Origin of the sequence: Mesorhizobium sp. CO1-1-8 (genome assembly GCF_020164875.1) — a bacterium.
GTDB lineage: Bacteria > Pseudomonadota > Alphaproteobacteria > Rhizobiales > Rhizobiaceae > Mesorhizobium.
On sequence record NZ_JAIUGZ010000008.1, the window covers coordinates 273,906 to 286,609 of the forward strand.

9 protein-coding genes are annotated in these 12,704 nt (G+C 62.9%); 8 read left to right on the forward strand and 1 reads right to left on the reverse strand.

Annotated features, from left to right (window positions below; genetic code table 11):
• Nucleotides 1-6 precede the first annotated feature (6 nt).
• The 7 genes from prfA (at nt 7) to LB558_RS18495 (ending at nt 9,951) form a co-directional block, all read left to right on the forward strand.
• Complete coding sequence (gene prfA / locus LB558_RS18465; RefSeq protein WP_224698868.1) at nt 7-1,086, forward strand: peptide chain release factor 1; 1,080 nt, start codon at nt 7-9, stop codon at nt 1,084-1,086.
• A complete protein-coding gene (gene prmC / locus LB558_RS18470; protein WP_224698869.1) occupies nt 1,079-1,957 on the forward strand; it encodes a peptide chain release factor N(5)-glutamine methyltransferase in 879 nt (292 codons plus the stop codon). The genes prfA and prmC overlap by 8 nt, the downstream gene beginning before the upstream one ends.
• A 303-nt stretch (nt 1,958-2,260) precedes the next feature.
• Nucleotides 2,261-3,205: a DUF4167 domain-containing protein gene (locus LB558_RS18475; RefSeq protein ID WP_224698870.1), complete on the forward strand. Its 945-nt coding sequence runs from the start codon at nt 2,261-2,263 to the stop codon at nt 3,203-3,205.
• Between the two features lie 219 nt (nt 3,206-3,424).
• Entirely contained in the window at nt 3,425-6,031 is a 2,607-nt protein-coding gene (gene clpB, locus LB558_RS18480; protein ID WP_224698871.1) for an ATP-dependent chaperone ClpB, read from the forward strand.
• A 119-nt stretch (nt 6,032-6,150) separates the two neighbouring features.
• Nucleotides 6,151-6,516: an MmcQ/YjbR family DNA-binding protein gene (locus LB558_RS18485; RefSeq protein WP_224698872.1), complete on the forward strand. Its 366-nt coding sequence runs from the start codon at nt 6,151-6,153 to the stop codon at nt 6,514-6,516.
• 149 nt (nt 6,517-6,665) lie between these two features.
• Nucleotides 6,666-8,171 carry a L,D-transpeptidase family protein gene (locus LB558_RS18490; protein WP_224698873.1) on the forward strand — a complete coding sequence of 502 codons (1,506 nt, stop codon included), beginning with the start codon at nt 6,666-6,668 and terminating at the stop codon, nt 8,169-8,171.
• Between the two features lie 220 nt (nt 8,172-8,391).
• Nucleotides 8,392-9,951, forward strand: a complete 1,560-nt coding sequence (locus LB558_RS18495) for an MFS transporter (protein ID WP_224698874.1) — start codon at nt 8,392-8,394, stop codon at nt 9,949-9,951.
• 7 nt (nt 9,952-9,958) lie between these two features.
• Here LB558_RS18495 and LB558_RS18500 read toward each other — a convergent pair whose 3' ends face one another.
• Nucleotides 9,959-11,926 carry a M23 family metallopeptidase gene (locus LB558_RS18500; RefSeq protein WP_224698875.1) on the reverse strand — a complete coding sequence of 656 codons (1,968 nt, stop codon included), beginning with the start codon at nt 11,924-11,926 and terminating at the stop codon, nt 9,959-9,961.
• Nucleotides 11,927-12,178: 252 nt separating this feature from the next.
• On the opposite strand from LB558_RS18500, the gene LB558_RS18505 reads away from it, so the two are divergent.
• Entirely contained in the window at nt 12,179-12,514 is a 336-nt protein-coding gene (locus LB558_RS18505) for a hypothetical protein (RefSeq protein ID WP_224698876.1), read from the forward strand.
• The last annotated feature ends 190 nt before the right edge of the window (nt 12,515-12,704 follow it).

Sequence of the window (12,704 nt, forward strand, 5' to 3'; positions counted from 1 at the left end):
CTCATCATGGTCAATTTGCCCCGCGATCGTATGGATCAAGTCGTCAAGCGTTTCGAGATGCTCGAAGCGCAGATGTCGGCCGGCCCGGCCCCGGATGCCTATGTGCGCATGGCGTCCGAATATGCCGAAATCCAGGACATGGTTGCCAAGGTCAGGGCACTGCGTCTGGCCGAGCATGAGCAGGCCGACCTGGAAGCCATGCTTGCCGACAAGGGCACCGATGCCGAGATGCGGGCGCTCGCCGAGGCAGAACTGCCGGAGGTCGAGGACCGCATCGAGGCGCTGCAGAAGGACATCCAGATCCTGCTGTTGCCCAGGGATGCCGCCGACGACAAGAACGCCATTCTCGAAATCCGCGCCGGCACCGGCGGAGACGAGGCGGCGCTTTTCGCCGGCGACCTGTTTCGCATGTATGAGCGCTACGCCGCCGAACGCGGCTGGCGTTTCGAGACCGCCTCGGCCAGCGATGGCGATGCCGGCGGCTTCAAGGAAATCATCGCCACGGTGTCCGGCAAGGGTGTCTTTGCGCATCTGAAATTCGAATCGGGTGTGCACCGCGTGCAGCGCGTGCCGGCGACCGAGGCGAGCGGACGTATCCACACGTCGGCGGCAACCGTCGCGGTGCTGCCCGAAGCCGAAGAGGTCGACATCGACATCAGGGCCGAGGACATCCGCATCGACACGATGCGCGCTTCGGGCTCGGGTGGCCAGCACGTCAACACCACCGATTCGGCTGTCCGCATCACCCATCTGCCGACCGGCATCATGGTGGTGCAGGCGGAAAAGTCGCAGCACCAGAACCGCGCCAAGGCGATGCAGATCCTGCGCGCCCGGCTCTATGACCTGGAACGCGGCAAGGCGGACGAGGAGCGCTCCGAATCGCGCAAGTCACAGGTCGGTTCCGGTGACCGCTCGGAACGCATCCGCACCTATAATTTCCCGCAAGGCCGCGTCACCGACCATCGTATCAACCTGACGCTCTACAAGCTCGACCGGGTGATGATGGGCGAACTCGACGAAATCATCAACGCGCTGATCGCCGATCACCAGTCGAAGTTGCTCGCCGACATCGGCATCGATGGCTGATCAACTGCCCGAGACGCTGGGGCAGTTGCTGCGGGAAGCACAGGCTCGGCTTGCCGCCGCAACTGTCGATGATCAGGCGCTCGATGCGAGGCTGATCGTCGAGCATTTTTCCGGCACGACCCGCACGCAAGCCATTGCGGACCCCGAACGCAGGCTCGGCGCCGGCGTTGTTGCCGAAATCGATGCTGCCCTGAGACGCCGCGCCGGCGGCGAACCGGTGCATCGCATCCTCGGCTATCGTGAATTCTACGGTTTGCGCCTGTCGCTGTCGCCGGAAACGCTGGAGCCGCGGCCGGATACCGAAACGCTGGTCGAGGCGATATTGCCCTTCGTCAAGGCAGTTGCGGCGCGAGAAGGCGAGTGCCGCATCCTCGATCTTGGCACCGGCACCGGCGCCATTGCGCTGGCGCTGCTCAGCGTCGTGCCGACGGCTAACGCTACCGGCGTCGATCTGTCCGCGGGTGCGCTGGCGACCGCGGCCAGCAATGCCGGGCAACTGGGCCTTGCAGGCCGGTTCACGGCGCTACAGTCGGACTGGTTCGAAAAAGTTTCCGGCCGGTACCATGTAATTGCCGCAAACCCTCCCTATATACCCACCGAGGACATTGGAAATCTGCAGGACGAAGTCCGCAATTTCGACCCGCGCCTGGCCCTGGATGGCGGCGCGGACGGTCTGAACCCCTACAGAACCATCGCCGCGGAGGCGGCAAGGTTTTTGGAAACTGAAGGCAGGATTGCGGTCGAGATCGGCCATACGCAACGCAACGAGGTCTGCGAGATATTCGTTGCAGCCGGCTACGTGCCGGGCGGTGCTTTTCGTGACCTCGGTGGAAACGACAGGGTTATTGTCTTTGAAAGGATAAAGCCTTGACGCAGTGCAAAAAAGCGCTTGGCAATGCCGGGGAATGCGGCTAGGGTCGCCTTAACCGGATGAGACGAAGCAGGCAGTGCTCTTAGCGATTCGGTTTTCCTTGGAAATAGCTGCCTTCTTGCGCAAACGATGCCCAAGCTTCGTGCGGGAATCGTCCGGCAAGTGATGTAACCGGAACAGGATGGCACGTGGCGCCAACGCAATCGATGCGGGCGAACGCCGGTGAAGAGACGAAACGGCTGGCTGCATGAGCGCCTCCGTTCGTGAAGAGTTTTTCGAAAATTTCAAAATGAAGAGAGTTTGATGAGGCCACAACAGCAGAACAGGCGCATGCGCGGTCGCAACAACAATGGCGGCGGCGGTGGTAACAATAACAACAATAACAACAACAACCGCAAGGGACCAAACCCCCTGACGCGCAACTACGAGAGCAATGGCCCGGATGTGAAAATCCGCGGTTCGGCTCAGCAGATCGCCGAAAAATACGCCACCCTTGCCCGCGATTCTCACAGCTCCGGCGACCGGGTCATGGCGGAGAACTATCTTCAGCACGCCGAGCATTACAATCGCATCATTGCGGCCGCACAGGCGCAGATGCCGATCCAGAACGCGCAGCAGAATCGCGATGATTTCGACGATGACGGCGACGAGGATCGCGACGATTTCGACAATAGCGGCAACAACAGCACCACTGTTTCCGATGCTCAGGTTCCGGTGGTCAACCATGGCGCCGGCCCGCAGCCGGTTATCGAAGGCATGCCAGCCGAGGTCGCGCTCAACCGGGAAGGTGGCCGCGAGAGCCGCGATAACAATGGCGGACGCAACAATGGTGGCCGCGACAACAATGGCGGGCGCAATCGCGATCGTCGCCCCAATGGCGGTTATGGCCAGAACGGCCAGCGCGACTTTGGTTCACCTGTGGAGCAGGGTGGTCAGCCCCAGAGCAACGAGCCCCCGGTTCAGGGCGAAGCCGTCTCGCCGACCGAATCTGTAGCGCCGGCCGAACCGGCTCCGTTGTTCGAGAACCTTTCCCCGGCAGGTCTTGCCGCTCAGGCCCAACTCAACGAGGCGGCCGCCGAAAGCGGGGCTGCCCGTCGTCCGCGTCGTCCGCGCCGCCCGCGCGTCAACGCCGATCAGGTTGATGGCGGTAGTGACAATGCCAGTTCCGTGGCCGACGCCGGCGAGGTGGCTGCGGCCCCCGTCGACAGCGGCAACGCCCAACCGGTCAACGTCGATATCGACAACTGATCGAACGGCATTTCAAGGCATTGAACGGCGGAGAGAAATCTCCGCCGTTTTCGTTTGGGCGGCCGTGCAATATTATGCGGTTGCCGATGTCCAGACGTCTTGAGGGTTCGGGGCCTGTGCACCATATCAGCCTCAACTGGACCCGGCTCGAATGGGCGGGTCCGTCACCGCAATCGGATCCGGTGCCGCAAAGCGGGCCGGTGATGGAAGGAGACAGATATGAACCTTGAGAAATACTCAGAGCGCGTGCGCGGCTTTATCCAGTCCGCGCAGACCATGGCGCTTTCCCGCAACCACCAGCAATTCACCCCTGAACATATCCTGAAAGTGCTCGTCGACGACGACGAGGGCCTGGCCGCGTCGCTGATCGAACGCGCCGGCGGTAACGTCCGCGACGTCAAGCTTGGCGTCGAGACGGCGCTCGAAGCGATGCCCAAGGTCGAGGGCGGCAATGGCCAGCTCTACCTGGCGCAGCCGCTGGCAAAAGTGTTTTCGACCGCCGAGGAACTGGCCAAGAAGGCCGGCGACAGCTTTGTCACGGTGGAGCGGCTGTTGCAGGCGCTCGCCATGGAGAAATCGGCCAAGACCGCCGACATACTGGCCAAGGCCGGCGTCACCGCGCAGGCGCTCAACCAGGTCATCAACGATGTCCGCAAGGGCCGCACCGCCGATTCGGCGAGTGCCGAACAGGGCTACGACGCGCTGAAGAAATACGCGCGCGACCTGACCGCCGATGCCCGCGCCGGCAAGCTGGACCCCGTAATCGGCCGTGACGACGAGATCCGCCGCACCATCCAGGTGCTGTCGCGCCGCACCAAGAACAACCCCGTGCTGATCGGCGAACCCGGCGTCGGCAAGACGGCGATCGCCGAGGGCCTGGCGCTGCGCATCGTCAATGGCGACGTACCGGAATCGCTGAAGGACAAGCAGTTGATGGCGCTCGACATGGGCGCGCTGATTGCCGGCGCCAAATATCGCGGCGAGTTCGAGGAGCGTCTGAAGGCCGTGCTCTCCGAAGTCACCTCGGCCAACGGCAATATCATCCTGTTCATCGACGAGATGCACACGCTGGTCGGCGCCGGCAAGGCGGATGGCGCCATGGATGCGTCGAACCTGTTGAAACCGGCTTTGGCGCGGGGCGAGTTGCACTGCGTCGGCGCCACCACGCTCGACGAGTATCGCAAGCATGTCGAGAAGGATGCAGCGCTTGCCCGCCGCTTCCAGCCCGTGTTCGTCGACGAGCCGACAGTGGAAGACACCGTTTCGATCCTGCGCGGCCTGAAGGAGAAGTACGAGCAGCACCACAAGGTGCGCATTTCGGATTCAGCGCTGGTGGCGGCGGCGACGCTGTCCAACCGCTACATCGCCGACCGCTTCCTGCCGGATAAGGCGATCGACCTGGTCGACGAAGCCGCATCGCGGCTGCGCATGCAGGTCGATTCCAAGCCCGAGGCGCTGGACGAGATCGATCGCCGCATCATGCAGCTCAAGATCGAGCGCGAGGCGCTGAAGGTCGAGACGGACGATGCTTCGAAGGACAGGCTCGCCCGCCTGGAAAAGGAGCTCGTCGGCCTTGAGGAGGAATCGACCGAGATCACCGCCAAATGGCAGGCCGAGAAGCAGAAGCTCGGGCTTGCCGCGGATCTGAAGAAGCAACTCGACGAGGCGCGCAACGACCTTGCCATTGCCCAGCGCAAGGGTGAATTCCAGCGCGCCGGCGAGCTCGCCTATGGCAAGATCCCGGAACTGGAGAAGAAGTTGAAGGAGGCCGAGGCCCAGGACGGCAAGGTCGGCATGGTCGAAGAGGTGGTCACCCCCGACCACGTCGCCCATATCGTCTCGCGCTGGACCGGCATTCCGGTCGACAAGATGCTGCAGGGCGAGCGCGACAAGCTGCTGCGCATGGAAGACGAGATCGGCAAGCGCGTCGTCGGCCAGGGCGAGGCGGTGCAAGCTGTCTCGAAGGCCGTGCGGCGCGCCCGCGCGGGCTTGCAGGATCCGAACCGGCCGATCGGCTCGTTCATGTTCCTCGGACCGACGGGCGTCGGCAAGACCGAGTTGACCAAGGCGCTGGCGAGCTTCCTCTTCGACGACGAGAGCGCGATGGTGCGCATCGATATGTCGGAGTTCATGGAAAAGCATTCGGTCGCCCGGCTGATCGGTGCACCTCCCGGCTATGTCGGCTATGAGGAAGGCGGTGCGCTGACCGAAGCGGTGCGGCGCAGGCCCTATCAGGTCGTACTGTTCGACGAGATCGAGAAGGCGCATCCGGACGTGTTCAACGTGCTGTTGCAGGTGCTCGACGACGGCCGGCTAACCGACGGGCAGGGCCGCACGGTCGATTTCCGCAACACGCTGATCATCATGACGTCGAATCTCGGCGCCGAATATCTCGTCAATCTCGGCGAAGACCAGGATGTCGATGCGGTTCGCGACGAGGTAATGAACGTCGTCAAGGCATCGTTCCGGCCGGAATTCCTCAACCGTGTCGACGAAGTGATCCTGTTCCACCGGCTGCGCCGGCAGGATATGGGCCGCATCGTCGAGATCCAGCTCAAGCGGCTGGAGAGCCTGCTTGTCGACCGCAAGATCACGCTGTCGCTGGACCAGGAGGCGGTCGACTGGCTGGCCGCCAAGGGTTACGACCCGGCCTATGGCGCGCGGCCGCTGAAGCGGGTGATGCAGAAGGAATTGCAGGACCCGCTGGCGGAGAAGATCCTGCTCGGCGACATCCTCGACGGCTCGACCGTCAAGGTGACAGCCGGTTCCGACCGGCTGAACTTCCGCTCGAAGCCGACGATCGTCGCGGCGGAAGTGGCAGCCTGATCCAACGCCGCGCGTCCTTTCTGGACGGGCGGCGTTTTTTAAATCTTTGTCATATGCATGTCGTTCTCCCAAAACCGGGACCACTTTTGGGCGAACATGCATTAAAAAGGGGGGCAGGGATGACGCTGGACGACTACAACGGCTTCTGCGCCTCGCTGCCCGCGACGAGCCACGTGGTCCAATGGGGCGGCGCCCATGTCTGGAAGGTAGGAGCCAAGGTCTTCGCGATCGGCGGCTGGGACCAGGGCCAGCAGCTCTTCGTCACCTTCAAATGCTCCGATATCGCCTATGATGTGCTCAAGGAGCAGCCGGGCCTGCGGCCCGCGCCCTATCTTGCCTCGCGCGGCATGACATGGATCCAGCGTCGGACAAGCCAGAGCATGGATGATGCCGCGTTGAAGGACTATCTGCGAGAGAGCCATCGCCTTGTTGCCCTGAAACTCACCAGGCAGGCGCGCAGGGAATTGGGGCTTGCCGCAAGCTAGTCTATATTCCTCAAGGCGTCGGAAACCGCCATCTTCATGCCCGGTTCATGTTGGAACCATATGGTGGGGTAACTGGTTTGCTGGCGAAGGGTTCGCCAGAGAACACTGCCGTCGGCGGCAAAATTTACGGACCGGAGAATTTGGCCACCATGTTCCGCACGATCTTTGCCCTCTCGGCGCTAGCCGCCGGGCTTGTGTCTTCCGGGGCGTTCGCCGCGCCGACGACGGACGATGCGCCAAGGGTTGTCCGCGCCGCCGATACCGGGGGCATCCTTGTCGCCCAGGACGGCAATCTCGACATCTACTACGACGCCAGGGGCAACCGCGTGATCGTCGATGCCGATACCGGCAAGGTCATCGCCATCCAGCCGCCGCAGACCCGGCTCGACCGTCGTGCCCTGCGCCGGGAGACACGACTGCGTGAACTGGGCCGCGCCCCCGAGGGCGACGACCGCTATTATCTCGACGATCCGGAAGACATGGCGCGGTTCCGCCGCAAGCAGTTGGAAGAGGAAGGCCGCGTCATCCCGCCGCCGGCGGACGAATACGATCCCTATGGGGACAATTCCGTCGAGGCCTATCCTCCCCCACCGCAGGACGATGGCAGCTACGACGACAATTATCCCGACGCGGCGCAACCGGCAAAGCCGGGTACCATCAAGCGCCAGCCGCTGAACGAGGCCTCGATAGACCCTGCCCAGCCGGCAACACCCGCCGATCCGGCGGCTCTGCCGCCAAAGGCTGGCGACAAGACCACTGTTGCCCCGGCACTTTCGCTGGGCGCGCGCCAGGATGTCGCCGCCCTTCAGGTGCTGCTGGACCGGGGTGGCGCTTCGCCCGGCGTCATCGACGGGCGTTTCGGTTCGAATGTCGATAAGGCGCTCGGCGCTTACAATCAGATCACCGGCAGCAATCTGCGATCGACCGATGCGGTCGGCATCCAGGAGGCACTCGCGCAATCCGGCGGCGATGCGTTCGCCAACTACACGATCACAGCGGAGGATGCGGCCGGTCCCTATGTCGCGTCGATCCCGGAAGACTACAGCCAGAAGGCGCAACTCGACCGCATGGGTTATACGTCGGTGACCGAGGCGCTGGCGGAGCGCTTCCACATGGACGAGAATTATCTCAAAGCGCTTAACCCGGACGTCGATTTCAATCGTCCCGGCACGATCATCAAGGTCGCCAATTTCGGCAGGCTGGTTTCGACGCCGGTGGCCCGCATCGTCGCCGACAAGGACAAGAAAGAGGTTTTCGCCTATGACGCCGGCGGCAGACTGGTTGCGGCCTATCCCGCAACCATCGGCTCATCGGACACGCCGTCACCGTCCGGCATACACACGGTGTCGCGCGTCGCGCTCGATCCGAACTATACCTACAACCCCAGCATCAATTTCAAGCAGGGCCAAAACGACAAGATCCTGACCATTCCCCCAGGCCCGAACGGTCCGGTCGGCTCGGTCTGGATCGCCCTGGACAAGCCGACCTACGGCATCCACGGCACGCCGGATCCGTCGAAGATCGGCAAGACCGAAAGCCATGGCTGCGTGCGCCTGACCAACTGGGATGCGCGGGAGTTGGCCAAGCTGGTTTCGCCGGGTGTCACGGTGGAGTTTGTCGGCGGACCTTCAGCCGATAGCCTTGCGCAGCAGTGAATTGTGAAGTGCGGCGGCATAGACCAACTGCGCGATCAGAATGAAGCCTGAGTTTCAGGAGTCGCCTCATCGAAATTCCTGCCGGCTGCTCGCAACGGGGCCAGCATGACTGTGCCATTTGCACTCTGACAGAGTGTGACCCTTGCCAAACCGCTGGTTTCAGCGACAGCAAGCCACTGGCTGGTTGTTGCCGGTGCGCTGGGGGTTTAAGCAAGGTTTCATGCATTCACCGAGTAAAGCTGCCGCCGTCCCGCTGACCAGCCCGGTCATGAATGGGACGTTCTGTCCGCCGTCGCAGCGGCGATTTGTGCTGATCGCGGCAATCCTGGCCTCGGCGCTTGGCTTCATAGACGGCTCGATCCTGGCCATCGCCACGCCGGCGATCCGCGTCAATCTCGGCGCCAGCCTGGCCGAGGCGCAGTGGATTTCCAATGCCTATGCGTTGACGCTGTCGGCGCTGATCCTGGCCGGGGGTGCCGCCGGCGACCGATTTGGACTGCGCCGCGCCTTCGTGGCCGGCATTGCGCTGTTCATTGTCGCCTCACTTGCCTGTGCGCTGGCGCCGAATGCGGTGGTGCTGATCGCATTTCGCGCCGTCCAGGGCATTGGTGCGGCGATCATGGTGCCAGGCAGCCTTGCCATCATCGCCAAGGCCTACCCGAAGAAAGAACGCGGCCGCGCTATTGGCATCTGGGCGGCGGCTTCGGCGCTGACCACGGCACTTGGGCCGGTGCTCGGCGGCTTCGTGCTGTCGGCCTTCGGCGACGGCATCTGGCGGGCGATCTTCGCCATCAACCTGCCGCTCGGGCTTATTTCGATCTGGCTTCTGCTGGCCAAGGTTCCGGCCGATACGCCGACGGAGAAACGCAGCCTGGATCTCGGCGGTGCAGCGCTCGCGACATTGGCCTTCGGCGCGCTTGCCTACGGGCTGACCTCGATGAGCGGCAGCGGCGAGGGCCTCATGGCAGGGCCGAGCATTGCCGCTGGCGGCGTATTGCTGGGTGTCTTCATCGTCTTCGAGCTTCGGCTGCGCGAGCCGATGATCGACCTCAGCCTGTTTCGTGTCGGTGCTTTCGCCGGCGCCAATGTGGCGACGTTCTTCCTCTATTTTGCGCTGTCGGCCAACCTTTTCTATCTGCCGATGCTGCTGATCGCCGGCTGGGGGCTGAGCACGGCCGAGGTCGGTTTCATCTTCCTGCCCTTGTCGGCATCGATCGCGCTTTTGTCGGGACCTGTCGGCAAGCTGTCGGACCGGATCGGACCGCGTTTTCCGATCGCCAGCGGGAGCCTGATCGTGGCTTTCGCGTTTGCGGGGCTGGCCTTGCTCACCTACGCCGGGATCCACAATTTCTGGACGGGAACAGTCCCGCTGATGGGGCTGATGGGGCTCGGCATGGCTCTGGTCGTGTCGCCTTTGTCGACCGCGATCATGACGGCGGTGGAGGACAAGGACACGGGGGCGGCTTCCGGCATCAACAACGCCGTCTCACGCATCGGCGGTTTGATCGCGGTGGCGGCGATGGGCTCGCTCGCCGCATGGGTATACGCAAATGCAATGGACGCAAACGCAACGTCCGGCGTCCCAGGATTTGGTGAACCGGCGCCAGCCGGGCTTGGTCCGGCCATCGATGCGACAAGGCTCGCCGCCAGCGACGCCGCGTTTGCCGCCGTTTCTTCGGTGACTGCGCTGCTTTGCCTGCTTGCGGCTGTTATCGCCTGGGCGACCATTCCCGGTGATCGAGTGCCATGGCCGCGACAGGCCGAGGATACGCCGGGCTGAAGGCGGATCAACCGTCAATCTTGGCGCTCGCAACCTTCAGCGAATCGCTGTCTTCCTGCTTCAGCAGTTCGTCGATGCGCTCGCGCTCGCGCTTGAAGGCGACGAGGTCATCGCCCTTCAGCACCTTGCCGACCGGCAGGCGGACACGCATCGGATCAACCTTGGTGCCGTTGACGATCAGCTCGTAGTGAAGATGCGGGCCGGTGGCGAGGCCTGTCTGGCCGAGGAAGCCGATGGTCTGGCCCTGGCGGACATGCACGCCCGGTTCGATGCCTTTGGCAAAGGCGCTCTGGTGATTGTAGGACGTTTCGTAGCCATTGGCGTGACGGATGATGATCTGCTTGCCGTAACCGCCGGCCCAGCCGACCTTCTCCACCGTGCCGTTGCCGGCGGCGATGATCGGCGTGCCGATGGGGGCTGCCCAGTCGACGCCGGTGTGCATGCGGACATAGCCGAGGATCGGATGCCTGCGGGCGCCGAAACCGGAGCGGAATTTCCCGGCGGGCAGGGGATTGCGCAACAGGAACTGCTCGGCGCTCGAGCCGTCCTCATCGAAATAGTCGGTGCCGCCGTCCTGCATCTGGAAGCGGTAGAAGTTGCGGGTCTGGCCGCCGAATGTCGCCGAGACGTAAAGAAGCTCGGAGCTGTCCGAGGTCTGGTCGTCGCCGTCGGGCTGCGAGAACAGGACTTCGATGCGGTCGGCGGGGCTGAGGCGGGACTGGAAGTCGACATCGGACGCCAGCAGCTTGATCAACCGCTGCGTCATCGCCTTGGACATGCCGTAGGAATAGGCGGCTCGGTAGATGCCGTCATAGACGTTGGGCAGGTTGCCGCGCACTACGACCGGCGCCGACGAATCATCGAAGGCTGTCAGCAATTCTGGGTTCGGATCCGGTTCCTGCGCCGGCACATACTGGCCGCGATCGTTGAGCGCGATGGTGACGATGTGCTGGGTCCGGTCGTAGACGCTGGTGCGCACGACCTTGGCGGCATCGCCGTGAACTTCGAGGCCGACACGCAGCACGGTTCCAGCCTTGAGCGCTGTCGCATTGAGCAACTTGGCGATGGCTTCAGCCATTCCGGTGGCATCTTCACCTGTGTAGCCCGAATCGGCAAAAGCCTCGGTGACGTCGAGATCCTTGGTGAAGGGGATGATTTCCTCGGCGAAAGCGGGCGCCTGGTCGTCAATGGTGGCGCGCGGCGCCACCGAGACGTTTTCCGGCACGATCTTGACGTCGTAGGAGCCGGCCATGCTCTCGGCAAAGGCTTCGCCGAATCGCTGCGGGTCGACATAGTGGAGCGAAGCGACCTGCACGGCGCCGTCGCTGAGGTCGGTGCCGGCTTCGCGCACCACTTTTTCCACCTCGTCGGCGGAGAGGTCGCTCTTTTCGTCGAAGGAAGCCGTGTCGATCGGAAAATCGACGGTCTTCAGGCTCATCTCGCTTTCGACCTTGGCGCCGTAGATCTGGCCGGAAGCGGCAGAGGCCGTCGCCGGCTGGGCATTGTCGTCGCTGTCGTCGCCGAACACCTGCATCGGGTCGAAGGGCGGGTAGGCGCGGCTGGTGGTGTGGCCGGCGGCAAGGGCCATCTTGATCTGCACGAAAGGCATTGTGTGGATGACATCGCGGTCGCCGACCTTGGTGACCATCGACACTTCCATGCGGCGGCGGTCCTTGGCCTTTGCGATCTGTCGCGGCGCCACCAGCCTGGTCGTCTTGGCGACTTCGCCGGAATCCCCGTTGCCGGCAAGGCTGATCAACTCGGCGATCTCGGGCGGGGTGGCCAGTTGCTGGCGGCCGTCAAGGGCGGCGAACAGCGCCACGCCCATCAGCACGCTCGAGGTCACGCCGGTGAGAAATGTTCCCGACAGCCAGCGTGCAGAAACCTCGCGCCGGTCGGGCGGGCCGCTGCGGCCATCCGCGATAAGCGGCGGCTCGTTGCCGAGTTCGGCTATGACATCTTCCGTGTCTGGCATCCAGAAAGGCTGCTTCTTCCCCGGGCGGAACGGCTTGTCGCTTTTGTTGTGGCCGTGACATTTGCCTGTCATGGCAGGTGAAGTCAACGAAGCGCCAGGCTCCGACCGAATTGCCCCCAGGCACTTCTCTTATAGAGCACTCTACCAGGCGGGCGGTGTACCTTCTCCGCAAGGCCCATCGCACACTCCTATATAGGAAGGCTCATAAGAGAGGCGCTGCTCCATCGGTGGCGCCCACATTCGGTGGCTTTGGTGTCGAACGGCAATGCGGCGGCAATAGGGCTCCTTCCTGGCCGTCCAATCAGTATTGCCGGCGTTCCCCTGGGGCAGTCGGCTATCGACAGATCGAGTCCGAAATTTCTGTCGCAAAAAGTTCAAAAACATTGTCGATCGGTGTTGACAGTTCTCGTTGGTGGCGACTATATACGCCTCACGAACGAGGGCGGCTCGCCGCTGGCGACGAAGAAGTTTGCTTCTAAGCCTGCCCTTAGCGAAATTCAAGAGAGCCGCGTAAGCGACACTCGGACGGCCCCGGAGCCAAAAGCGAAGCGGGTCACGACACTGCGTGAAGTGGTGTCTGTTCTTTGAAAATTGAATAATGAAGAAAGAGAAACGTGGGCGGCAGAGTCCTGCTGAACCTCTTATCCCGCCAGGGGTATGAGGTTCGAACGAGACTTTGGCGGACACGTTTTGAGAGAATAAAGTCTACCAAGGCACGCGAGTGTCTAGGTGTGAATGTTCTCGTCAATTCGAAGCGTGACCAGATAAAAGCCAATCA

Excerpts from the sequence above, each read along its gene's own strand:
- prfA (WP_224698868.1), top strand. The coding sequence starts at position 7 with ATGGTCAATTTGCCCCGCGATCGTATGGATCAAGTCGTCAAGCGTTTC.
- prmC (WP_224698869.1), top strand. The coding sequence starts at position 1,079 with ATGGCTGATCAACTGCCCGAGACGCTGGGGCAGTTGCTGCGGGAAGCA.
- LB558_RS18475 (WP_224698870.1), top strand. The coding sequence starts at position 2,261 with ATGAGGCCACAACAGCAGAACAGGCGCATGCGCGGTCGCAACAACAAT.
- clpB (WP_224698871.1), top strand. The coding sequence starts at position 3,425 with ATGAACCTTGAGAAATACTCAGAGCGCGTGCGCGGCTTTATCCAGTCC.
- LB558_RS18485 (WP_224698872.1), top strand. The coding sequence starts at position 6,151 with ATGACGCTGGACGACTACAACGGCTTCTGCGCCTCGCTGCCCGCGACG.
- LB558_RS18490 (WP_224698873.1), top strand. The coding sequence starts at position 6,666 with ATGTTCCGCACGATCTTTGCCCTCTCGGCGCTAGCCGCCGGGCTTGTG.
- LB558_RS18495 (WP_224698874.1), top strand. The coding sequence starts at position 8,392 with ATGCATTCACCGAGTAAAGCTGCCGCCGTCCCGCTGACCAGCCCGGTC.
- LB558_RS18500 (WP_224698875.1), bottom strand. The coding sequence starts at position 11,926 with ATGCCAGACACGGAAGATGTCATAGCCGAACTCGGCAACGAGCCGCCG.